The sequence below is a fragment of the Flavobacterium hiemivividum genome, assembly GCF_004349145.1.
Lineage (GTDB): Bacteria > Bacteroidota > Bacteroidia > Flavobacteriales > Flavobacteriaceae > Flavobacterium > Flavobacterium hiemivividum.
The window spans coordinates 71,755-95,402 of record NZ_SMFO01000008.1; the positions used below are offsets into that span (position 1 = coordinate 71,755).

Here is a 23,648-nt window from a genome sequence, read left to right on the forward strand (position 1 = left end):
TTTAAAAACCTCGGTGATCTTTTCAATTTATGATTAAAGGATAAAACTTTAAACTTATATGACTTATATGTTTTAAAAAAGATATTTACTTTATCAACTCATTTAACATTCCATTAAAGATAAAGCCATGAAAAGGCAAAACAGAGTACCAGTATAATTTTCCCCAGATTCCTTTTGGTTTAAAGGTTGCTGTTTGAATTAAATTCTTGTCATGGATTTTGAATTCGAGCCAAGCTTGTCCAGGTAGTTTCATCTCAGCATATAAGACTAGTTTGCCTTCTTCTTTATTGGCATACAAAACCCGCCAAAAGTCCAAAACATCTCCAGTGTGAATCTCATGTCTGTTTGTTCTTCCTCTTCGAGAACCAACACCTCCAAAAAGTTTGTCTATAAAACCCCGAATACCCCAGAGCCAATCGCCATAATACCATCCAGTTTCACCTCCCAAAGACCAAATTTTATCAATAGTATAATCTCGATCGACTAGTTCTTTTTTTCTACTGTCAATAAAACAATCTTCTTTTGGAATGGTAAGGTATTCTGAAATACTACTGCTAAACCTACCGCTGGCTAAGGAATCTTTCCAACTGGAAACTACTTTATCTTCACCTACTTTAATTAAAGCAAGAGACAGTGCTTCCGTGTATGACATAGGTTTTACATCAAGCAATTCATTTATTCTGGTGTCCCTGCAAACTACTTCGACTTTCATACTACTTACTAATGCTGAAGCTAATTTATAGGAGGTAGAAGTTACAAAATAAAGCCAATAGGACGATAGTTTTGGTGTCATTAACGGCACCGTATAAATCCATCTTTTTAAATTTTTAGCTTTGGCAAAACCCAATAGCATTTCCTTATAAGTAAGTATATCCGGCCCGCCAATATCAAAGTTTTGTTTGTAAGTCAATGGATTTAATAAAGACTTTGATAAGAATTCGAGAACATTACGTATAGCAATAGGTTGGCATCTGGTATTAAGCCATTTTGGGGTTATCATAACCGGGAGCTTAAGTACCAAATCTCTAATGATTTCAAAAGAAGCGCTTCCTGAACCCACAATAATTCCTGCCCTTAGTGCTGTTAATGCAAAAGTTCCAGTGTTTAAAATATTTTCCACATTTTTTCTGGACGAAAGATGTTTAGAAAGGGCATCATCATTGACAATCCCGGTAAGGTAAATGACTTGTTTAGCATTAGTATTGTTTATCCTATTCACAAAATTAGTGGCTGAAGTACTTTCTAATTCATCATAATTATCCTTTGAACTTGCCATGGAATGAATAAGGTAGTAACCAGCATCAATATCATTAGGAATGTTTTCTAATGTTTCTTCCTTTAAAAAATCGACTTCAATTACAGCTATGTTTTTTTCGAATTCTTTTGGAATAAAAAATCTATTTTTATCTCTCACGCAACAAATGACATCATGACCTTGCCCAATTAAAATAGGTAGAAGTCGTTTTCCAATGTAACCTGTTGCGCCTGTTAAGAGAATTTTCATAGATCTTATTTTTAGTATTAAATTTAACTAAATTTATTAGAAATCAGGCTAATAAACTCTTTTCTAGTTTTGTCTTTTTCAAAAGCGCCAGTAAATGATGAGGTTGTCGTAACTGAATTTTGTTTTTGAATTCCTCTCATTTGCATGCACATGTGCTGCGCTTCAATTACTACAGCTACACCTAATGGATTTAACGCATCTTGGATACAATTTTTTATCTGATCTGTTAATCTTTCTTGTACCTGCATTCTTCTGGCAAAAGCATCGACAATTCTAGGAATCTTGCTAAGTCCCACAATTTTTCCATTTGGAATGTAAGCAATATGTGCTTTTCCAAAGAACGGTAACATATGATGTTCACACATAGAATACACTTCAATATCTTTTACGATAATCATGTGTTTATGATCCTCTGTAAACATAGCTGATTTTAAAATTTCTAATGGATCCACTTGGTAGCCATGCGTTAAATATTGCATTGCTTTAGCAGCTCTAACAGGCGTATTTAAAATACCTTCACGATGTACATCTTCACCTAAATTATTAATAATTGATTTATAACTTTCAGCGATTACTTCTGTGACTTCAACATTATATCGCTCTACTTTTTCGTAATTTTTAGTTTCTTTTACTATCATGTTTTTACTTATTTGTTCGTTTTTTTTTACAATTTAAAGCTTACCATTCCGTAGTCCATTTCAAAAATCTGACCTGACATCGATTTGGCTTTTTCTGAAATGAGGAAATTTGCCATTTCCGCAACTTCTTCGGGTTTTAGGTAACTTTTCATGGGGTGGCGTTCTATCATATTTTCCTTCATTCGATCATTTCTTAGAATATTTGAGGAAAGTGTAGTTTCAGTAATAGTAGGAGCAATCGCATTTATTCGAACGGTCGAAGCTAATTCTGCTCCCAGAGATTTCACGAGACCTTCTACTCCCGCTTTTGCAGTTGCAATACTCGCGTGAAAAGGCATTCCCAGTTTTACCGCAACGGTACTAAACAAAAGAATTGATGGGTTTGTTCCTTTCTTTAAAACTGGTAAATATTTCTGAATTGTTTTTACCGCTCCAATAACGTTGATTTCAAAATCATTTCTAAAATCAGCGATACTTAAACTGCCTATTGGTTTTAAATTGATAGAACCGGGACAGTAGATTAAAGTATCTATGTTTTCTATTTCAGGTAATTCATCTGTCAGAATGTTTATTGAATGATGGCTTAGATTTTCATGCGCAACTTCCGGTGCCGTTCTACTGATATTGTAAACTCGGTTCGTTTCTAATTGCTGCATTAAAATAGCATTCCCAATACCTTTACTTCCACCTATTATAACTATGTTTTTCATTCGAAAACTATTTTTGGTTTATCTTTTTGATATTTTATTATTGTTGATTTGTCTTTGCCTGCTGCATTTAAAGCGGCCTTCTTTAAAATCACGAAGTTTTTCATGTTTTGTTTTTCGGCCCTGAACTCTTTTTCGCCATCTTCTAAAACTAGTCAATTTGAGTTCGACCCGCATTAATTCTATTACTTGCTGTTCTTTTAGTCCAAATTGAAGTAAAATGGCGTCAAATGTCGTTCTGTCTTCCCAGGCCATTTCGATCACTCGATCTTTTTCTAAATCAGATAAATGAAGTTCTGTCATGCTTAGTATTTTAAATATTCAGTGACTGTAATTTTCGCTTTTAAATCAAACATCAAATTGTAAAGTCCAAAGAAGGTACGATTCATATAGATGAAATGTTTGGATCCTCTATTGCCATTCATCTTTTTAAGGTTGGTGTCATTTGCAAAACGTTCTCCTAGGCTGGCTATATTTTCAAAGAATTCTTCATTCGAAAAATCGAAAGTTGCTTCCTGAAACGGTTTTGTAAATAAGGACAATAGATCATAAAACATGGCGGTGAAATATTCTATTTCTTCTTTTGAATCATCCACTCTTAGGATTTCTAATTCAAATAATTTTTCTCTAAATAGCGCCGCATTGTCTATTACATTTGGATCGATCAATTCAAAATAGGGAACGTAAAACTCATTTGGGATGCTTTTCATACATCCAAAATCAAGGGCAATTAATTCATTCTTATCGTTTATTAAAAAATTTCCAGGATGTGGGTCAGCGTGTACTTTTTTCAAAACATGGATTTGATACATATAAAAATCCCATAAAGCCTGACCTATTTTATTTGCAATTATTGGATCGGTATTTTTAAATTCTGATAAATGTACGCCAGTCATCCAGTCCATAGTAATAATCTTCTCTGAAGAATATTCAGGATAATACTCAGGAAAAACAAGGTTTTCTATTTTTCTACAAGCATCAACTACTTCTTGGCTTTGCTTTAGTTCCAATAAATAGTTGGTTTCTTCAATTAGTTTGTCTTCTACTTCTTTAAAGTATTTATCAGAGTCTTTTCCTTGCAGGTTAAACATTCTGATCGCTATAGGTTTTACTAAGGCCAAATCAGAAGAGATGCTATTTGCAACTCCAGGATATTGAATTTTTACTGCTAGTTTTTTATTGTTTTTTACCGCCAAATGTACCTGACCGATACTCGCTGCATTAACCGAATTAGCGTTGAACTCATCAAAAATTTCATAAGGCGTTTTACCAAAATTATTTTTGAAAGTTTTTAATACTAAAGGAGCCGAAAGTGGGGGAACAGAAAATTGAGACAGAGAAAATTTCTCCACATAAGCTTGTGGTAGGAAATTCTTGTCCATACTTAGCATCTGCGCTACTTTCAAGGCGCTTCCTTTTAGACTTTTTAAGCCGTCATAAATATCTTCGGCATTGTCTTCATTTAATTTGTCACGGGTCAAATCAGAATTAACTATTTTTTCACCGTAATATTTAAGGTAATTCACACCTACTTTTGCTCCGGTTTGAACCAGTTTTGTGGCTCTCTCAATTTTTGACGTTGGAATATAATCGATTGTTTTCATTATTTGTTTTGTACTTTTTCTTTGAAAATAAATTTTCCAAAGTCAATTAAACTATCTATTGGTGCAATGTTCATTAATTCGAAACTCAGTTTTACCGACTTTTCGATGTAGATATCTGTTTTCTCAAATGCTGGAGATTCATCTTCTAACCAGAACTTGAGTGTTAATAAAAACTGAATCCATGCGCTTTCCTGAATTGCTTTTTTCTGAAAGTCCTGAATTTTTTCTTGCTTAATTAAATAGTCGTCTGTAATAATTTCGGCAACATACTTTTTAAAACTTGTTCTCAGACTCGAAAGTTGCATTAGATTTTTCAGCTGATTTCCATGTTCCCTTAAACTCATGGTCACATAACTTCTGTTGGCCGTAAGTAATTCGAAAAAGGTAAAGTAGAAACTCAGCATTTTAGATTTCATATCATAATCGGCGTAATTTTCATCTTTATGAATTAATTCGACTGTCATTTCTAAAAACATTTTAAAAATTTCTTTTTCCACGCTTTCGATAGTTCCGAAAAAGGCATAAAACTCTGTTTCCGTAAAATCGTTAAGTTTCGCGAAAAGGTAGACAGATTTTGGTTTTTCGCCATTTTCTAAAACATAATTCATATACAGGGAAACTATTTTTTCTTTTGTAACTTTAGTTTTCTTCATTGCCATTTTTAATTATTTAAAAAATTAGAGTATAAAGATAATGAATGTTTAACGAAATAATCATAAAGTTAAACAAAAATTATTATGTACCTTTGGAAAAGAGAGTTTGAATTATAAAATAAAGTGTTATGAAAAAGAATGTATTGCTAACAGGAGGTACTGGATTTGTAGGGAAGCATTTAACTAAAGTTTTGATAGATGCTGGTTTTACTGTTTCTATACTCAGCAGAAGTAAGCAAGAAAATACTGCATCTATTTTTTACTTTACCTGGGATGTGCAAAAGCAAACCATAGAAATGGAAGCTGTACTAAATGCAGATTATATTATTCATTTGGCAGGAGCAAATATTGCTGAAAAGCCTTGGACGACGAAACGTAAAGAGGAAATAATTAATAGTCGGCAGCAGTCTGCCCAATTAATATATTCTGTTTTAAAAAAGAATGATAAAAAATTAGACGCGTTTATTTCCGCATCGGCGATTGGTATTTATGGAGCGGTAAATGGAGCGGAAGTTTGTACAGAGGAAACCGCTTTGGGTGATGATTTCTTAGGTCTTACTTGTCAAAAATGGGAAGCTGCTGCAGATCAATTTGAAAAATTAGGAATTCGTACAGCGAAAGTTCGTACTGGTCTAGTCTTAGGGGAAAATGATGGCTTTTTAAATAAATTAACACCTATTTTTAAATGGAGATTGGGTTCTGCATTAGGTTCTGGAAAACAGTATATGCCATGGATTCATGTAGAAGACTTGTGCGGCATCTATCTCGAAGCGATCAATAATCCAAATATGTCAGGACCTTATAATGCTGCGATAAATGATAATACTACGAATACTAGTTTCTCGAAAGCATTAGCTAAGGTGTATGGTTATAAAATCTGGTTGCCTAATGTTCCAGAGTTTATAATTAAGTTGGCAATGGGCGAAATGGCTAAAATAGTGTTGACAGGACGAAGAGTTTCATCAGATAAAGTAAAGCAATTAGGGTTTAATTTTAAACATACTAATTTAGAAGAAACCTTAAAAATCTGTATACAGAAGTAAATGTTCGACGATACTTTCTTTTTATTGGGCAATCAAACCCATTATAAAAACAGATTTAACCGAAACTTTTACACTCTTTGATACTTTACTTCTAATGATGTAAGGGATTTCGATCTTGTAATCATCAGTGTTTAGATTGAAATTTGAGATGATCTCAATCCCGTTTGCTACTTTTTTAATTGTGGCCGAAACGCGAATGTTTTTCGTTTCGCCATGAAGATTTATTTTGCCATTGATGTAATATTCTGTTGGTTGTGATGCAATATTTTTTAAATCAAATTTTTCTATTAAACCTTTAAAAGTAGCTTTGGGGTATTTACTGCTTTCCATATATATTTTATTGAAATGCTCTTGCATTAAACTTCTTTCGAATGAAAAGTTCTCGATATCCACAGTAAATGAAATCGTTCCTTTCTTTGTATTTAAAACACACTGAACATTCTTATTCTCGGCTTTTACTGGCTCAAATAAAGGTACCGACGCTTCAAAAAAAACTTCACTATTTCTAGTAGCCAGTTTTTCTTGTGCGTTGATGCTAAATGCTGTTAATAGTGACAATAAGAGTAAAAGTGTTTTCATTTTATGATCAGATTGATGCTACTTAAAGTTACGAAAAAAACAGGCGCTTTTCCTAAAAACGGAATGCTAATAATATCAAAAAAAACTTCAAAGAATTTAATAGCTCTTTGAAGTTTGCTGTGTTTTATTAAGCTTTAAAACTACTTACAAAAAAGCGAACTTTATTTTAAATCAACTAATACATTATACTTTTCTAAACTCGCTAAGGTTTCTATTGAGCTGTAATTAAAATCGTCTTCATGACGGTCTTGTTCTTTCTTCAAAGAGATTTGTTTTAAGCAATTACAAAAACGGCGCACATCTTCTAGACTAGCAAGAATAAGACCTGGTACTTTTTCATTTTTTCCGTCTTTGTCTTTTGAAACCATCGTAAAATAAGAGGAGTTACAGTGTTTTACCGCTCCTGTTTGGATGTTTTCAGCTTCGACACGGATACCAATAATCATCGAGCTCTTACCTACATAATTGACGCAGGCTTTCATAGTTACCAGTTCGCCTACTTCTATGGGTTTTAAGAAATTTACTGTATCTACAGAAGCGGTTACACAATAATTCCCTGAAAACTTTGAGGCACATGCAAAAGCGATTTGATCGAGCAGAGAAAGGATATAACCTCCATGTATTTTTCCGCTAAAATTGGTGTGCGAGGGCAACATTAATTCGGATATCGTAATTTTTGACGAAGCAACAGTTTTAAAGCTGGTATTCATGTTTAATGTGATTTAAATGGAGATTCTTTTTCTTTTACGGCGATGACAAAATATTTAGATTCGCCCCACCACGGGAATGTTTTGTAACGCTCTATGTAGGTTAGTCGAACATATTGTCCTTCCAGATCTTTCAAGTCGCTAATCACTTGCTTGTCTTTATCTAATACAGAAAAAGCAAAAATTTGTGCGCCAGACATGCCTTGACTTATTTCTCCTTCCCAGGTTTTGTAAGCCATTCCTTTATGACTAAACTTAATTAGTTGACCAGATTGAATACCTTCACTATAAGTCGCATAATAGATAAATGTAAAATAGCTGACTATGGATAGTAGCAGTACTAGTCCCAAAATTATCAATATTTTTTTCATCGGAATTTAGTTTAATAGTTGGTTTTCCTCTTTGTCAGCTTTTGATAAGATTTTTTCGGGCAGCGATTTTTTTGCTTTTGCGCCCATTTTTTTTAGTTTTTCAACACTGCTGATCAAATTTCCTTTTCCTTCGACTAATTTGTTCATCGCACCGCTATATTCTATTTTGCTTTCGTCGATTTTCTTACCTATTTTTATGAGATCACCCACAAAACCTTCAAATTTATCATATAAAGCGCCGGCTTGCCTTGCAATTTCAAGTGCGTTTTCCTGTTGCTTCTGGTTCGTCCACATACTGTCAATGGTTCGCAATGTCGCCAGCAATGTGGCAGGAGTTACAATCACAATGTTTTTTTCGAATGCCTTATTGTACAAACTCGTGTCCTCATTTAGTGCCATGGCAAATGCGGGTTCGATGGGAATAAATAGCAGCACAAAATCTGGACTTTCTATTTGGTATAAATCCTGATAGTTTTTATTCCCCAGTTGTTCTACGTGACGCTTGATCGAATTTAGGTGCTCTTTTAGATAGGCTTTTTTTAATTCATCGTCATCTTCGTTGATATGTTTTTCGTAAGCTGTCAGTGAAACTTTCGAATCGACAATCATTTTTTTACCATCAGGAAGATTGATTACAACGTCAGGAAAAACACGGTTTCCATCTTCAGTCGTGAAGCTTTGTTGCACTTCATATTCCCGACCTTTTTCTAAACCAGATTTTTCTAATACTCGCTCCAGAACTAATTCGCCCCAATTTCCCTGCATCTTGCTATCGCCTTTTAAAGCCTTGGTAAGGTTGATCGTTTCCTTACTCATCTGAAGATTCATTTGCTGTAAACCTAAAATCTGTTGGCGCAAAGCCGCATGATAATCAATACTTTCTTTGTGGGTATCTTCGACTTTTTTTTCGAATAATTGAATCTTATCTTGCAAAGGGGACAAGATATTTTTCATGTTTTCCTTATTCTGTTCTGTGAATTTATTGGACTTTTCGTCTAAAATTTTATTGGCGAGGTTCTCAAACTCTTTGGTGAATTTTTGCTGCAGTTTTTCTACTTCGTCTCTTTGCTCTTTGTTGCGTTCCCATAAATTCTCAAAATCGACTTCTTTTTTAGAAAGCTGGATTGCTAAGCTGTCTTTTTCATTTCGAATAAGTTCCTTCTCTCTATTGATGTTTTCTAATTGTTTTTCAAAAGTAGTTTTGTCATTCAAAAATTGCTCTTTCAGTTGGTTAAATTGAGAGGAAGAAGCAATTAGTTTCTCTTCTATACCTATTTTTTCTGCTTGAAAACGCGCGGAGTAAATAAGTTTTCCAATAAAAACACCAATTGCTAATGCAATTATAAACAAGAGTAAAAAAGGAAGCATATTTGACATAGAAAGAGTGATTGCTGTAAAAAGTAAAAGTAAGAAATATTACAGCTGGGTACTAAACTTATTAATCAGAAAATGAAAAAGCCAATAAAAACGATTGTTCTTATTGGCTTTTCGAATGACTGAAAAAACTTTATTCATCCTCTGATTTCATGTTTCCTCTGTCTTTGTGATTGTCTGGATGCGAGGCAGGATAACGATTGGCCGTGATATCTGAGTTGAGATCTTTATTTTCTACTGTTTTCATTGCTTCGCCCTCGGTAATGACACCTCGACTCATGCTTTCATTTTCATTCCAGCTGCGCTCTTCACCAGGAATATGCGCAACGGATCCATCGACATTTCGTGCCCTTTGTACAATAGTTTTATTTCCTTCGGCATCAATTTCTATTTCATTTGTAAGAATGGAATCTTGCGTTTTATCTTTGTCACTCACATATTTTCCGCTAAAACCTTCATTGGTACTCTGTCTATCGAACTCATTTTTTGAATTTTGATCTTTATTTTCCATGATTTAAAATTTTAGTGATTGTTATTAGAACTATAATAGTACAGCTTTTAGCCGAAGAAAGTAAATCATTTAACATAGCGTTTAGATTATTGAAATGTAGCTGATAGTTATTTAGAAGCTAGTAAAACAACACTATCTTTGCGTTTTATAAAATAAAACAAAGTCAATGTCCCATCAGCATTTCATTCTTCATAAGCCCTATGGTTATTTAAGTCAGTTTATTTATGAACTGAAACGAAAAAAGAAATTGCTTGGTGAATTGTATGATTTTCCCGCGGGAACTATGGCCATTGGTCGCTTAGACGAAGATTCAGAAGGTTTATTGCTCCTAACTACAGATGGAAAGATGAGCGAAATTATTCGTTCTAAAAAAGTGGACAAAGAATACTATGTTCAGGTAGATGGAATAATTAATCAGGAAGCAATCGACAAGATGAAGGCTGGTGTCGAGATAGGTTTTAATGGAACCAAATACATCACTAAGAAATGTGAAGCGACTTTGCTAACTGAAATTCCTGTTTTTGGTACTCGTGGAAAAAAAATACGGGACGAACGCCATGGGCCCACTTCTTGGGCATCAATAACGGTCAACGAGGGTAAGTTTCGCCAAGTGAGAAAGATGACAGCCGCTGTTGGATTTCCTACACTAAGACTTGTTCGTGTGCGAATAGGAAATATTCATCTCGATAATTTACAAGCTGGCGAAGTGATTGAAATTGAAAGTTTTCAATAGCAATAGCAAAAGTCAATGGCAATAGCAATAACAATGGCAAAAAACAATGGCAATGACAAAAATTAAGAAATCTAATCCTAAGCATCAATCAATAATCAACAATATTAAATCTTTTTTAAATGTTAAACATCGTTTTAGTAGAACCTGAAATACCTAATAATACTGGAAACATTGGCCGATTGTGCGTAGGTACTGAAAGCCGACTGCATCTGGTGCACCCATTCGGCTTTGTAATTAATGACAAAAATTTAAAACGTTCGGGATTGGATTATTGGATTCATCTCGATGTTACCGAATATCAAAATGTCGAGGAATGGATTACCCAAATTCCTGATAAATCCCGTGTTTTCTTGATGAGTTCTCATGCTGAAAAATCCTATTTGGAAACAGAATTCCAAGACGGAGACTGGTTGGTTTTTGGTAAAGAAAGTAAAGGTTTAAGTGAAGATATTTTAGCTAAATTTGAAAATCACCTAAAAATTCCGATGTCAAATTTGATTCGCAGTTTTAACATCGCTAATTCTGTGGCTTTCATCATTGGCGAAGCCAAAAGACAAATAATGTTGAAGTAAAAAGCTGAAATTTAGAATTGTAATAGATTCTTGTTCAGTTGAAATTTTATATATTTGAATGTTGTGTTCGTGATAAAAGCGATATGCGACTCATCTTATAATTTCCTTTTTATGATTGATAAAGCTTCTTTGCGCAGTGCAATTTTCAGACATTTAGATGGCTTAGTGACGGCGCCAGTCGCATATTCACTACATAAAAAGGGGGTTTTGACTTTTATTCTAGATCGAAAAGAAGCTAGCCTAAAAGAAATTACGACGCATTTTAGCGCTAACGAAGGCTACCTCAACGTGGGCTTGCGCGTTTTATGCTCCCAAGGATTTCTACAATATCATATCAATAATGCTACTGACGAAATCAAATTTACAATTACGGAAAAGAGCGAAATGGCTTTTGTACTATTTCATTTGTATGAAGACATAGTGGACTTAGTGAAGTTTTCGACTCAGTTTCATCCTCGGTTTATTGAAGAAGCTCCCTTTGAGCGCTTGCGGATGATTTTCGAAAAATATAAAAGAAATTATGATTTAGAATTTTCTAATGAACCATTAGAAAGAGAAACACAGCAACAGATATTAATGCATATTGAAGGTGTTTTGGTGGGACCCATATTAGTGCGATTAGGAATGAGCGGCATGTTTCATAAATATTTTATGGAGGTATCTTTCCGTCCAGAGGAATTTCATAAGTCGCCCGAAAACTTCAAAATTATATTGGATTTATTTGTCCACTTAGGCTGGTCTACGCAAAAGAACGGAAATTATCAATTCACAGAGACAGGATTGTTTTTTGCCAAAAGAGCTGCCGCTTATGGTGTGACGGTTTCTTATTTGCCAATTTTCAGTAAAATGGACGATTTGCTTTTTGGCAATCCTACTATTCTAAGGACAGTTACCGCAGACGAAGATGAAATTCACGTAGATAGGGAAATGAATGTTTGGGGAAGCGGTGGCGCACATGAAACCTATTTCAAAGTAGTCGATGAAATCATCATCAAATTATTTAATTTGCCAATAGAAAACCAACCAAAAGGAATTTTAGATATGGGTTGTGGAAATGGCGCTTTTTTAGAACATGTCTTCGCCGTTATCGAAAGGCAAACTTTGAGAGGTAAAATTCTCGATGAATATCCTTTATTTCTGGTAGGTGCCGACTATAATCAGGCAGCGTTGAAAGTAACGAGAGCCAATTTGATTAAAGCTGATATTTGGGCTAAAGTGATCTGGGGAGACATCGGTCGTCCTGACTTACTAGCAAATGACTTAATGGAAAATTACGGGATTGATTTAAAAGATTTACTGAATGTGAGAACCTTTCTGGACCACAACAGGATCTGGGAAGAACCAAAAAACATTTCCAACGACAGAGTAAGTCTGTCCACAGGAGCTTTTGCGCATCGAGGAAAGCGAATGATTAATAATCTAGTAGAAGATAATCTCGTGGAGCATTTTAATAAATGGTCTCCTTATGTTAGGAATTTTGGTCTCTTGGTGATAGAATTGCACACTATTCCGCCTTGCCTAACAGCCGCTAATCTTGGTAAAACAGCTGCGACGGCTTATGATGCGACCCATGGTTTTTCTGATCAATATATAGTGGAAATCCCCGTTTTACATAAAGTCGCTGCCGAGGCAGGATTGTATCCAGACACTCAGTATTTTAAAAGATTTCCAGATTCGAATAGCGCTACTGTGAGCATTAATTTATTAAAAGGAAAGTAGGGAGCGATTAGTGCTCAGTTTTTTAGTGTTCAATCTTGATTATAATGGTTACAGTTTTCAATACCAAGGTCAGCCGTAGCTTTCAAACCCAGTTTATAGCCTATGCTTTCAAAAGCATCTCATATTTAGTTTTGAACGTTTGCACCCAACTTTCAAATTTCGTCTCCCCCTCCTTCGGAGGGCGCCGGGGGAGGATTAAACAATCACGAACTTCCCTTTTTCAGAATCAAACGAGATGTGTTCGTCTTTGAAAATAGTGTTGAAACTCCCTTTTGAAATCAAATTACAAGGTTCGTCTTGTATGATAGTTTCCGGTGTCATAAGGATCATGTCGTCACTCAATTGAATCGCCATATCAATATCGTGTGTCGAAAACAAAATACATTTATTGGTTTCCTTTGTCAATTTTTTCAGCAATTTAAATAGTGCCACTTTGTGTAATAAATCCAAGTGGGTGGTGGGTTCGTCTAAAATGATAAGTGGAGTATCTTGTGCCAGAGCTCGTGCCACTAATACTTTCTGTAATTGACCGTCGCTAATTTCATAATGTTTTTTTGAGGCCAAATGACTAATTTGGGTGAGTTCAAGTGCTTCCTTAATTTTGGCAGAGTCGACATCCGATAAAGTTCCAATCCAATTGGTATAAGGTTGACGTCCCAAAGCGACCAATTCGAAAACAGTCAGATTACTTGGTGGTAATTTTTCGGTTAAAACGATACTCAGATTTTGAGCTAGTTCTAGCGGTTCGTAATCGGTTACTTTTTTATCATTTAGATACACAGTGCCTTCAAGTGGTTTTTGAATTCCGGTAATCGTTCGCAATAAAGTCGATTTTCCTATTCCGTTAGCTCCAATTAATGCAATTAGTTTCCCTTGCTGTAAATTCAGGTTAAGGTTTTTTGCAATAGCGGTAACTGCGCTTTTGGTTTTGTAACCAATGCTTAGATTTGATGTTGTTAGGATGTTTTTTTTCATCTATTTGAGATTTTGTTTTTTTAAGCACATAGAGCCATAGCTTATTTTTTTAATAAAAGAATTCGATAGATGTTTTACTATTCGCATAGTTTTATCTATTTGAAAAATAATTTTATTTCTATATACACCTTTATTTACAACCATAATCTTATGAATCTATGTGGTATAAAATTTTGTAAGCTTATTGAAATATGCTCAGGTTTTTTTAAAATAATTTTAAGGTTTGTTTTTTAACCACATAGAAACATAGCTTATTTTTTTAATAAAAGAGTTCGATAGACGTTTTACTATTCACATAGTTTTATCTATTTGAAAAATAATTTTATTTCTAAAAGCATCTTTATTTACAACTAATTTCTATGAATCTATGTGGTTAAAATTTCGGAAGCTTATTGAAATATGCTCAGTTATTTTTTAACCATATAGAGCCATAGCTTATTTTTTTAATAAAAGAATTCGATAGATGTTTTACTATACGCATAGTTTTATCTATTTGAAAAATAATTTTATTTCTATAAATACCTTTATTTACAACCAAAATCCTATGAATCTATGTGGTTTAAAATTTTGTAAGCTTATTGAAATATGCTCAGGTTTTTTTAAAATAATTTTAAGATTTGTTTTTTAACCACATAGAAACATAGCTTATTTTTTTAATAAAAGAGTTCGATAGACGTTTTACTATTCACATAGTTTTATCTATTTGAAAAATAATTGTATTTCTAAAAGCATCTTTATTTGCAACTAATTTCTATGAATCTATGTGGTTAAAATTTCGGAAGCTTATTGAAATATGCTCAGGTTTTTTTAAAATAATTTTAAGGTTTGTTTTTTAACCACATCGAAACATAGCTTATTTTTTTAATAAAAGAGTTCGATAGACGTTTTACTATTTGCATAGTTTTATCTATTTGAAAAATAATTTTATTTCTAAAAGCATCTTTATTTACAACTAATTTCTATGAATCTATGTGGTTAAAATTTCGGAAGCTTATTGAAATATTCATTTACTAAAGTAATCTGTCCTTCTTTAAAAATATTAAAACAATTAAAATTAATTAAAATTCCTTTAGGAGATTGTAATAGTTTCATATAAGTTAACAATTGTGCTTTATGAACAGGATTAATTTCAGTGACTGCTTTTAGTTCAACTACCAAACAGTTTTCAATAAATAAATCACATTTGAAATCAATGTTAAGTTCTTTTTCTTTGTAAAGGACTGGGATTTTCATCTCAGCTGAGAAATTAAGTTTTTTGGAATTTAATTCTTCAATCAAACAATGATGATAAATATTTTCTAGTAAGCCCCTGCCCATTATTTTATGAACTTCAATTGCTGAACCAATGACTTCATAGGTTAATTCGTCTAAATACTTTTGTGTTACCATTTACTTTGTTTAATTTTTTTAAAACATCATCCCATCATTTTTCGTTTTCGAACCAATAACCAAATCACTATTGGCGCACCAAGCAACGAAGTTATGGCATTAATAGGCAAAGTGATATCAAAACCGGGCATTTGTGAAACTACATCACAAACGAGCATAATTCCCGCGCCAAGAAGAAGCGTGCTCCAGTATAAAACCGAATGATTACTAGTTTGAAACAATAGTTTGGCGATATGCGGAACGGCTAAACCTATAAAGGCAATTGGACCAGCATATGCGGTAATGCTTCCCGCCAAAATACTGGTAGCCAAAATAATGATAAGACGTGTTTTTTTGAAATTGAGTCCCAAGCTTCTTGCATAATTTTCCCCAAGAAGTAAGGCATTTAAGGGTTTGATGCTAAACAGACTTAAAAGCAATCCTGTAAAAACGCAAACAGACAAAATTAAAATGGAACTCCAAGGTAGGTTCCCTAAGGTTCCCATAGACCAAAAGGTGAATTTTTGCAATTGTTCGGCAGTACTGAAATAGGTTAATGTTCCTACAATTGCACTGGTAAAACTACCAAACATCAGTCCTACTATTAGGATTGCCATAGTATCTCGCAAGCGATGCGAAACTAGCAATACGGCTAGTAAAACGATAGAACTTCCCATAGTGGAGGCAAGAACGATTCCGTAAGAAGATAATAAAATACTGCTCATAAATGCAGGCATAAAAGCAGCTCCTAAAATCACAAAAGCAACTCCTAAACTAGCACCCGAACTCAGTCCTAAAACATAAGGTCCTGCAAGTGGATTCCTAAATAAAGTTTGCATCAGTAATCCACTAATGGAAAGCCCCATTCCAACTAAAACCGCTGTAATCGCTTTAGGCAATCGGTAATTGATGATGATGTATTCCCAAGTGGATTTACTCGCTTGTCCACCAGTCAAGCTGCTGTATACTTCCTTGAAAGGAATGGTTATTGAGCCAAAACTGATGTTTATAAAAAACAAGACGATAAGTCCTAAACCAAGTAAGGAAAATAAAAGAATATTACGTTGTTTTTTGGCCAATTTAGTTCAGTTTTTGTGCAAAGGTAAATGTATAATTGGGAAGTAATTCAGGATGGAAGATTTTGATATAATCTTTTAATACTAAATCCGGTCGACTGGGTGCCGATTCATAATAAATAGTTCCACCTGTTGCTCCTATTTTTCCCTCAAAAGTATAAACTTCTTTGGTTTTGAAAGCATCAAATTGACTGTAATGTGGATTGATTTTTTCTAATTCCGCTACCGTTTTAAAAGGACCTGTAGCAATCCAATAATTGGCAGTTTTTGCTTTTTCTAATACTTTTTCGAATGATAATCCAATGCTGCCTGTTCCTTCGGTATCTGACCAAAGGTAATTCGCCTTGGCATCTTTTAAAAATTGTGCGACCCAGCTATTGGCTTTGGCCACATACCATTGGTCTTGGTACATCGAGCCATATAATACGGTTGCTGTTGGCTTTTTGGTGGAAACCAAATTCAAAGCTTCTTTGTAATTTTTTAGAATATCGTCAAATTGAGTTTTGGCTTCTTTTTCTTTTCCAAAAAGAGCTCCGTACAGTTTTATCCATTCTGCTTTTCCAAGCGGTGATTGTTCCATCCAGTCGGCTTGAATCAATACTTTTAAGCCACTTTTCTCCAGATTATCAATCATTGGATTGTTATTGTCAATACCAAAAGTGACTATAAGTTCAGGACTCATTTCGATCAATTGCTCCATGTTTAATTTTTCGTTTTGTCCTACATTTTTAACTGAACCATTGTCAATTAATTTTCGAGTTTTTGAGGAAGAAATGTAATCTGTATGCGGGAATCCAACCAAATGGTTTTCAACTCCAAGCATTTCCAAATAAGGAATAATAGTGGTTGAGGTGACAACGATTGATTCTAAAGGAACTTGAATTGTATTGTATTTTTGTAAGCTATCAGGAACGACAACGTTCTTCTCTTTTAAGAGATAAGTAAAGTCTTTTCCAGCATTGGGCCAAGGGTTGATTATCTTTACTATCGAATAGCCTTCGTGCTTGAATATAGCTAAGCTACGGGCGTATTCTATTTCGTTTTTTGCGTTTGAAAATGATTTATTTTCTGATTTTTCAATTTTTTTACAACTAACGAAAGTTGCAAGAACAAGTAATAAAAGAATTTTATAGGAAGTAAGTTTCATGGTAGCATTTTATTATTAAGGCAAAGGTAAAAGAAATTACAAAAAATCTTGTTTATTTTTTAACCTAAAAAAATCAACAAATACTATCTTTACAACATGAATGGTAGTAAAGAAAAACAGTGTTCAAGCTGCGGGGTAGATTTTGGTTGTGGGGACACAGCTGAAGGGAGTAGGTGTTGGTGTAATGATTTTCCACCGTTATTTGTTCCTACAACTGCAATTGATTGTCTTTGTCCTATTTGTTTCAAAAAATCCTGCTCAGAAAAAATTGATGAGTATGTAGCGACTTTGGATCCGGAGACCGTACTCCAAAATAAAGCGGCATTGTTACCTAAGTCCAATAATTTAATTGAAGGAATTGATTACTATTTAGAGAATGGGAATTATGTTTTTAAAGCTTTCTTTCATTTGAAAAGAGGGAGTTGCTGTGGTAACGGTTGTCGTCATTGTCCGTATGATTTTAAAAACTACAAAAGCACAAAATAAGACCATATCACATGGATGAAAATCTATTTAATAACTAATAACTAATAATTTTAATGATATATCTGATTACAGGCGGAGAACGCTCTGGAAAAAGCAGTTATGCCGAAAATTTGGCAAAAGAATTATCGGCTAAGCCAATGTATGTAGCAACAGCGAGAAAATGGGATGATGATTTTCAAAAAAGAATTGATCGCCATCAAAAGGATCGTGACGAACGCTGGATTAACATCGAAAAAGAAAAACACCTGAGTGAAATTGATTTCTCCGGTAATGTTGCGATAGTTGATTGTGTTACGCTTTGGTTGACTAACTTTTTTATAGATACTAAAAATGATGTTGCTTTGTGTCTAGAACAAGCCAAAGCAGAATTTGACAAAATAGCAAATCAAGAAAACGCCACTATTATTATTGTTACCAATGAAATAGGAATGGGTGTTCATGCTGAAACGCACATTGGCCGAAAATTCACCGAATTACAAGGTTGGATGAATCAGTATGTTGCTAAAAGAGCAGATAAAGTGGTGTTAATGGTTTCTGGAATTCCTGTAACAATAAAAGGACAATAATGAATTTGAATCTTTAGATTCTGAATATTTCTGAAAAAAATAAACCAATGCAAACATTAGATGAAATTTTAAAATCCCGTCGCGACACTCGCCATTTTACTAGTGATGAAGTTCCTGATGCCGTTATCCAAAAAGCGCTTCAGGCAGGACATTGGGCACCATCTGTGGGTTTGACAGATGCTACTAAATATTATCTAATTAAGTCGGACGAAATTAAGAAAGCTGTTAAAGAATTGTTTTTGGATTATGATACTAAAGCAGCAAATCAAACGGATAGCGAAGAACAAAAGGAAGATTATAAGGCATTAAAACTAGAAGCAATTCAAGAAGCTCCGCTTGGACTTGTAATTTGTTACGATCGTTCGGTTTTGAATAATTTCACTATCGGAACAGTAGGAAGTAATGAAGCAATTAAATTTAGTTCGGTTTGTGCCGCTCAAAATATATGGTTGTCTTTGACAGAACAGGGTTATTCGATGGGATGGATTTCGATTCTAAATTACTATCAGTTCAAACAGTTATTAGGATTGCCAGAACATATAGAACCGCTAGGTTATTTTTGTGTAGGCAAACCTGCAACGGATTATGATAATCAACCCATGTTACAACAATTGAATTGGAAACAAAAATCAGAAGTTCCTTTTGTAGAAGAGATTTTAGTCCCAGTCACCTATCCAGAGTCATTGCAAGAAACTAAGCAAATTCATACAGAATCTAGATCAATAAAGGATGCATTACAACATAAAATTGACAATAAAACAAAGCCTTTAGGTTCATTAGGGATTCTTGAAAAACTAGCCCAACAAATAGGAGAGCTGTTTCAAACTCTGGAACCAAAAATATTTCAACCCAATATTGTTGTCTTTGCCGCTGATCACGGAATCGCAGTACACGGTGTGAGTGCGTATCCACAGGATGTAACGCGTCAAATGGTTACTAATTTTCTTGAAGGTGGAGCGGCAATAAATGTTTTTTGCAAACAAAATAGCATTAGTTTGTCGATTGTGGATGCTGGCGTGAATTATGATTTTCCGCCGAATGCCAATCTGATTTCAACGAAAATTGCTAAAGGAACCCAATCCTTTTTACACGGACCGGCAATGAGTGATTCCGAATTGAGTTTGTGTTTTGCTAAAGGAGCAGCTGTTGTGAATACTATTGCAAAAACAGCTAGTAACTGTATTGGTTTCGGAGAAATGGGTATTGGAAATACCTCGACAGCTTCGGTTTTGATGAGCGTAATTACAAAGATTCCTCTAGAAGATTGTGTGGGATTAGGAACAGGAGTAAGTGATGCCAAACTAATTCAGAAACAAAAAATACTACAAGCAGCGGTAGATAATTATTCAGGGTCCCAAGAATTAGACGAAAAACTCGCTTATTTTGGCGGATTTGAAATCATACAAATGGCTTCCGGGATGTTAGCGGCTCATGAAAATAATATGCTGATTCTGGTTGATGGATTTATTTGTAGTGTGGCATTTTTAATTGCTCATCAAAAAAATCCCGAGATAATCAAGAATGCTGTTTTTAGTCATTGTTCTGCTGAACAAGCCCATGTTAAATTGTTAGATTATCTAGGGGTTCAGCCCGTTTTACAATTGGGATTGCGCTTAGGTGAAGGTACTGGTTGTGCTATTGCTTTTCCAATTATTGAGTCGGCGGTGGCTTTTTTGAATGAAATGGCTAGTTTTGACTCTGCTGGGGTGAATAACAAATAGTTTTTAGGATAAGATGAATTTGGTTAAGGCCTTTTGATAAATAAATTAGAGTGCCTCCAAATAAATCTGGAGGTAAGTCAAAAAAAATATCAGTGAAATTTTCAGCATTTTTAGATGTTGGATTATAAATAGAAAATGAGATTGGCTTTAGCCAAAAAAGAAAAGAAATTTTTATATTAATATGAAAAAAGAACTGCACATATTTTTTACAGCATTGATGTTTTACACCCGAATTCCTTGTCCCAAAAACATAGATCATAACCCAGATTATTTAAATAAAGCTTCTCGCTATTTTCCTGTTATTGGATGGATTGTGGGCGCTGTGACATTTGGTGTTTTTAGCTTGTTTAATTATTTAATGTCTCCAGAAATAGCGGTGATTTTTTCTATGATTGCATCTGTTTTAGTTACAGGTGCTTTCCATGAAGACGGTTTTGCAGATGTTTGTGATGGTTTTGGAGGAGGATGGACCAAAGAAAAGATACTTGTAATCATGAAAGACAGCGCCATTGGAGCTTATGGAGCGATTGGAGTAGTTTTATTGTTTTTACTCAAGTTTAAAACTTTGTCTGATATAGTTTCTCATACAGATTTCTTAAACACTAAATCTCAAATCCTAATTCTGTTACTTTTTGTTTCTGCACATTCTTTGAGTAGATTAGCAGCGATTTCTATTGTTTTTACCCATGAATATTCGCGAGAGGATGCTACTAGTAAGAGTAAACCTATTGCACAAAATTATACTTGGCGCGAAGTGGTAGGCGCTTTCTTTTTTGGGTTAGTACCCCTTATAATATTAGCTTATTTTCAATGGCAGTTCTTATTGGTTTTAGTTCCTGTTTTTTTGACTCGATTTTTCCTAGCGCGTTATTTTCAAAAATGGATTGATGGGTATACGGGAGATTGTCTAGGAGCCACTCAACAAGTTTGTGAAGTTGTTTTTTATATTTCAATTATTGCCTTATGGAAGTTTATTTAGTACGCCACACCGAAACGGTTTGCGAAAAAGGAATCTGTTACGGACAATCCGACGTTCGGATTTTAGAACCGTATTTAGAATTATTCGAATCAATAAAAAACAAAATTCCAACCGATGCAGTTGTCTACTCCAGTCCGTTGTTTCGTTGTACGGAATTGGCTAAATACCTTTCGAATGAAATAATTACAGATACTCGATTGATGGAAATGAATTTTGGGGATTGGGAAATGAAAAATTGGGATGCAATTGCTCCCGAAGAACTAAATCCTTGGATGACTGATTTTGTAACTGTTCGCGTTCCTAACGGAGAATCATTTACTGACTTGCATGAGCGAGTAAATGATTTTTTAGAAAAAGAACTTCAAACTTTTAATTCAAAACCAGTAATTATTGTGGCGCATGCAGGCGTAATTAGAAGTATTCTGTGTAAAATATCTGATCTACCACTAAAAGAGGCATTTAATAACAAAGTAGATTTTGGAGCTGTAATTAAGGTCAAATTATAAAATTGAGATTTCTGTAGGTTGTTATAGGATTATAATTCTATCTTTGCCGCCGAATTGAGGTTGTGATTTTAGTTTTTTTTCAAAATCGCATTAAAAGGGAATTAGGTTAAATACCTAAGCTGTTCCCGCAACTGTAAGCTATCAAGCTTGTTGTAATCTACGAAACCACTGTTGGCCGCGGCGAATGGGAAGGTAAACAACAAGACGCAAGCCAGGAGACCTGCCTTTTTTCTTAACTAATATCGAACTTTCGGGAAAAAGGTTCAGAAATTATGGCAACTAAAAATTTTCTTTTATTTTCAATTGTATTATTTGGTCAATTCCTTTTGGCTCAAAACAAACCTGCAATACCTTTAAACGAAGTTGTTGTATCGGACAGTCAGCTCAAAAACTTTTCGAGCTCCCAATCTGTGCAAAATTTGAATGATTCGATTATAAGCAAAAATCAACCTTCGTTAACTTCACTGCTAAACTATAACACCGTAATTTATTTTAAAGAGAATGGCTTGGGGATGGTTTCTTCGCCTTCATTTAGAGGAACAACGGCCCAACAAACTGCTGTAGTTTGGAACGGAATAAACATCAACTCTCAATTATTAGGACAAACTGATTTTAACACGGTTTCGACCAGAGGATACAATTCAATTGCTGTAAAAGCAGGAGGAGGAAGTGTCGTTTATGGAAGTGGTGCGATAGGAGGAACCATTCACTTGAACAACGATTTAAAATTTAAAAAAACCTTCAAAAATACAGTTGAAGTCTATTATGGAGCTTTTAATAGTCTGAGTGCGATATATGCCATTACTGCTGCCGCAAAAAAATGGAGTACAAACGCTAGTTTTACTAGAAATAGTTCTGACAATGATTTTAAATTCATTGGAAAAGAAGGCAAGAATACAAATGGTGAGTTTTACAATAGCAGTTTGAGTACAGCCATTGGATACAAGGTAAATGCCAACAACAGCATTAAATTTTACAGTGAGATTTATGATGGTGAGCGTCACTTTTCATTGACATCACCCAATTCTGTTAAAACAAAATACCAAGATTACAATACTAGAAATCTTTTGACATGGTCTAGTAACATAGGAAGATCAGTTTCTAATTTTAAGTTGGCTTATATCACTGAACATTATAAGTATTTTGAAGATATAGAGAATGAAGGCTTTACTTCTGGCGGAGTAAAAAGCTTTATTGCAAAGCACGATTTTGTTTATGAATTTGCGCCAACAATTAGTTTAAATACCATTCTAGATTACAATAAAACTGATGGATTAGGTTCAGGTATTGGTAATAGTAGCAGGCAAGTGGGAGGCGTTAGTGTTTTATTAAAGCAGAATCTTAGCAAGCATTGGAATTATGAGCTTAGCGCTCGAAAAGAGATTTCAGATGTGTATAAAAGTCCTGTACTATTCTCAGCAGGATCTACTTTTGATTTCTACAAATTCTATCAGTTGAAGTTTAATATTTCTCGAAATTACAGAGTTCCTACCTTTAATGATTTGTACTGGGAAGGCAGCGGAAATCTTAATCTGAGGCCTGAAAACTCTTATCAGGCTGAGGTGGAAAATCAATTTCAGTATAAAGATTTTAGATTAACAGCCGCTGTTTATACTTCTAAAATTGACGATATGATTCGTTGGTTGCCTACCAACTCAGGGAATTGGTCTCCTGTAAATACTGACAAGGTTTCTATCTATGGAGCCGAGGCTTTGTTAGGCTGGAACAAGAGTTTCAATGGACATGCATTTGATTTTAGTAGTACTTATTCGTACACTGTTTCTTTGGACGATAAAAACAACAAGCAACTTTTTTATGTTCCTTATCATAAATTAACTGCGTCAGCTTCTTATTCGTATAAGCGCTTCAATGCGTACTATCAATTTTTGTTTACCGGTGAGGTTTTTACAACATCTGACAATGATCCAAAATATATTCTAAGTGATTATAATGTGTCCAATTTAGGACTGGATTATAATTTTAGCAAAAAAGACGTTATTAAGATAGGCTTTAAAGTGGCAAATCTTTGGAATGAAAAATATGAATCCTTACCCAGTCGAATGATGCCGGGACGGAATTTAACTCTTTATTTAAACCTTAATTTTTAAA

25 protein-coding genes and 1 riboswitch are annotated in these 23,648 nt (G+C 34.3%); of the genes, 10 read left to right on the forward strand and 15 right to left on the reverse strand.

Features of this window, described 5'->3' with window-relative positions:
- Positions 1–85 precede the first annotated feature (85 nt).
- Genes E0F98_RS11385 through E0F98_RS11410 form a run of 6 tightly spaced genes read right to left on the reverse strand, consistent with a single transcriptional unit; the run spans position 86 to position 5,112 of the window.
- The gene (locus E0F98_RS11385) at positions 86–1,504 is read right to left on the reverse strand and encodes an SDR family oxidoreductase (RefSeq protein ID WP_132111543.1); all 1,419 of its coding nucleotides are present in this window, start codon (positions 1,502–1,504) and stop codon (positions 86–88) included.
- 23 nt (positions 1,505–1,527) lie between these two features.
- On the reverse strand, positions 1,528–2,142 hold the full coding sequence (folE, locus tag E0F98_RS11390; RefSeq protein WP_132111545.1) for a GTP cyclohydrolase I FolE: 615 nt from the start codon (positions 2,140–2,142) through the stop codon (positions 1,528–1,530).
- 26 nt (positions 2,143–2,168) lie between these two features.
- Positions 2,169–2,852: an SDR family NAD(P)-dependent oxidoreductase gene (locus E0F98_RS11395; protein ID WP_132111547.1), complete on the reverse strand. Its 684-nt coding sequence runs from the start codon at positions 2,850–2,852 to the stop codon at positions 2,169–2,171.
- Positions 2,853–2,870: 18 nt separating this feature from the next.
- A complete protein-coding gene (locus E0F98_RS11400) occupies positions 2,871–3,152 on the reverse strand; it encodes a TIGR03643 family protein (RefSeq protein ID WP_132111549.1) in 282 nt (93 codons plus the stop codon).
- Positions 3,153–3,154: 2 nt separating this feature from the next.
- Positions 3,155–4,453, reverse strand: coding sequence for an ABC1 kinase family protein (locus E0F98_RS11405; protein WP_132111551.1), 1,299 nt, complete (start codon positions 4,451–4,453; stop codon positions 3,155–3,157).
- Positions 4,453–5,112 carry a TetR family transcriptional regulator C-terminal domain-containing protein gene (locus tag E0F98_RS11410; RefSeq protein WP_132111553.1) on the reverse strand — a complete coding sequence of 220 codons (660 nt, stop codon included), beginning with the start codon at positions 5,110–5,112 and terminating at the stop codon, positions 4,453–4,455. Before E0F98_RS11410 ends, E0F98_RS11405 begins: the two co-directional genes overlap by 1 nt.
- A gap of 122 nt (positions 5,113–5,234) precedes the next feature.
- Between E0F98_RS11410 and E0F98_RS11415 the strand changes: the two genes are divergently transcribed.
- Positions 5,235–6,149 (forward strand): TIGR01777 family oxidoreductase, encoded by a 915-nt coding sequence (locus E0F98_RS11415; protein WP_132111555.1) that lies wholly within the window; start codon positions 5,235–5,237, stop codon positions 6,147–6,149.
- A gap of 21 nt (positions 6,150–6,170) precedes the next feature.
- On the opposite strand, the gene E0F98_RS11420 is transcribed toward E0F98_RS11415, so the two are convergent.
- From E0F98_RS11420 to E0F98_RS11440, 5 genes are all read right to left on the reverse strand, one after another.
- Positions 6,171–6,728, reverse strand: a complete 558-nt coding sequence (locus E0F98_RS11420; RefSeq protein ID WP_132111557.1) for a YceI family protein — start codon at positions 6,726–6,728, stop codon at positions 6,171–6,173.
- Between the two features lie 161 nt (positions 6,729–6,889).
- Positions 6,890–7,438 carry an acyl-CoA thioesterase gene (locus tag E0F98_RS11425; protein WP_132111559.1) on the reverse strand — a complete coding sequence of 183 codons (549 nt, stop codon included), beginning with the start codon at positions 7,436–7,438 and terminating at the stop codon, positions 6,890–6,892.
- A 2-nt stretch (positions 7,439–7,440) separates the two neighbouring features.
- Positions 7,441–7,806: a 6-phosphogluconate dehydrogenase gene (locus E0F98_RS11430; protein ID WP_132111561.1), complete on the reverse strand. Its 366-nt coding sequence runs from the start codon at positions 7,804–7,806 to the stop codon at positions 7,441–7,443.
- Between the two features lie 6 nt (positions 7,807–7,812).
- The gene (gene rmuC, locus E0F98_RS11435) at positions 7,813–9,183 is read right to left on the reverse strand and encodes a DNA recombination protein RmuC (RefSeq protein WP_132111563.1); all 1,371 of its coding nucleotides are present in this window, start codon (positions 9,181–9,183) and stop codon (positions 7,813–7,815) included.
- Between the two features lie 130 nt (positions 9,184–9,313).
- Positions 9,314–9,691 carry a hypothetical protein gene (locus E0F98_RS11440; protein WP_132111565.1) on the reverse strand — a complete coding sequence of 126 codons (378 nt, stop codon included), beginning with the start codon at positions 9,689–9,691 and terminating at the stop codon, positions 9,314–9,316.
- A gap of 166 nt (positions 9,692–9,857) precedes the next feature.
- Here E0F98_RS11440 and E0F98_RS11445 point away from each other — a divergent pair, with 166 nt between their 5' ends.
- The 3 genes from E0F98_RS11445 to E0F98_RS11455 all read left to right on the forward strand — a co-directional run bounded on the left by E0F98_RS11445 (position 9,858) and on the right by E0F98_RS11455 (position 12,715).
- The gene (locus E0F98_RS11445) at positions 9,858–10,424 is read left to right on the forward strand and encodes a pseudouridine synthase (RefSeq protein WP_132111567.1); all 567 of its coding nucleotides are present in this window, start codon (positions 9,858–9,860) and stop codon (positions 10,422–10,424) included.
- Between the two features lie 119 nt (positions 10,425–10,543).
- Entirely contained in the window at positions 10,544–10,996 is a 453-nt protein-coding gene (locus tag E0F98_RS11450; RefSeq protein WP_132111569.1) for a tRNA (cytidine(34)-2'-O)-methyltransferase, read from the forward strand.
- Between the two features lie 111 nt (positions 10,997–11,107).
- On the forward strand, positions 11,108–12,715 hold the full coding sequence (locus E0F98_RS11455) for a class I SAM-dependent methyltransferase (RefSeq protein ID WP_132111571.1): 1,608 nt from the start codon (positions 11,108–11,110) through the stop codon (positions 12,713–12,715).
- Between the two features lie 195 nt (positions 12,716–12,910).
- Here the strand turns inward: E0F98_RS11455 and E0F98_RS11460 are convergent, their stop codons facing one another.
- From E0F98_RS11460 to E0F98_RS11475, 4 genes are all read right to left on the reverse strand, one after another.
- Complete coding sequence (locus tag E0F98_RS11460; RefSeq protein WP_132111573.1) at positions 12,911–13,690, reverse strand: ABC transporter ATP-binding protein; 780 nt, start codon at positions 13,688–13,690, stop codon at positions 12,911–12,913.
- A gap of 975 nt (positions 13,691–14,665) precedes the next feature.
- The gene (locus tag E0F98_RS11465; protein WP_132111575.1) at positions 14,666–15,079 is read right to left on the reverse strand and encodes a GxxExxY protein; all 414 of its coding nucleotides are present in this window, start codon (positions 15,077–15,079) and stop codon (positions 14,666–14,668) included.
- A 26-nt stretch (positions 15,080–15,105) separates the two neighbouring features.
- Complete coding sequence (locus E0F98_RS11470; protein ID WP_132111577.1) at positions 15,106–16,137, reverse strand: iron ABC transporter permease; 1,032 nt, start codon at positions 16,135–16,137, stop codon at positions 15,106–15,108.
- Between the two features lies 1 nt (position 16,138).
- A complete protein-coding gene (locus tag E0F98_RS11475) occupies positions 16,139–17,281 on the reverse strand; it encodes an ABC transporter substrate-binding protein (protein WP_132111579.1) in 1,143 nt (380 codons plus the stop codon).
- 96 nt (positions 17,282–17,377) lie between these two features.
- On the opposite strand from E0F98_RS11475, the gene E0F98_RS11480 reads away from it, so the two are divergent.
- From E0F98_RS11480 to E0F98_RS11505, 6 genes are all read left to right on the forward strand, one after another.
- Positions 17,378–17,767, forward strand: coding sequence for a DUF5522 domain-containing protein (locus E0F98_RS11480; protein ID WP_132111581.1), 390 nt, complete (start codon positions 17,378–17,380; stop codon positions 17,765–17,767).
- 53 nt (positions 17,768–17,820) lie between these two features.
- On the forward strand, positions 17,821–18,333 hold the full coding sequence (cobU, locus tag E0F98_RS11485) for a bifunctional adenosylcobinamide kinase/adenosylcobinamide-phosphate guanylyltransferase (RefSeq protein ID WP_132111583.1): 513 nt from the start codon (positions 17,821–17,823) through the stop codon (positions 18,331–18,333).
- 47 nt (positions 18,334–18,380) lie between these two features.
- On the forward strand, positions 18,381–20,054 hold the full coding sequence (cobT, locus tag E0F98_RS11490) for a nicotinate-nucleotide--dimethylbenzimidazole phosphoribosyltransferase (protein ID WP_132111585.1): 1,674 nt from the start codon (positions 18,381–18,383) through the stop codon (positions 20,052–20,054).
- Between the two features lie 181 nt (positions 20,055–20,235).
- Positions 20,236–21,033, forward strand: a complete 798-nt coding sequence (locus tag E0F98_RS11495; RefSeq protein ID WP_132111587.1) for an adenosylcobinamide-GDP ribazoletransferase — start codon at positions 20,236–20,238, stop codon at positions 21,031–21,033.
- Positions 21,018–21,539 (forward strand): alpha-ribazole phosphatase, encoded by a 522-nt coding sequence (gene cobC / locus E0F98_RS11500; RefSeq protein ID WP_132111589.1) that lies wholly within the window; start codon positions 21,018–21,020, stop codon positions 21,537–21,539. The genes E0F98_RS11495 and cobC overlap by 16 nt, the downstream gene beginning before the upstream one ends.
- Before the next feature lie 40 nt (positions 21,540–21,579).
- A riboswitch (cobalamin riboswitch) is annotated at positions 21,580–21,781 on the forward strand.
- Between the two features lie 30 nt (positions 21,782–21,811).
- Positions 21,812–23,647, forward strand: a complete 1,836-nt coding sequence (locus E0F98_RS11505) for a TonB-dependent receptor plug domain-containing protein (protein ID WP_132111591.1) — start codon at positions 21,812–21,814, stop codon at positions 23,645–23,647.
- Position 23,648 lies beyond the last annotated feature (1 nt).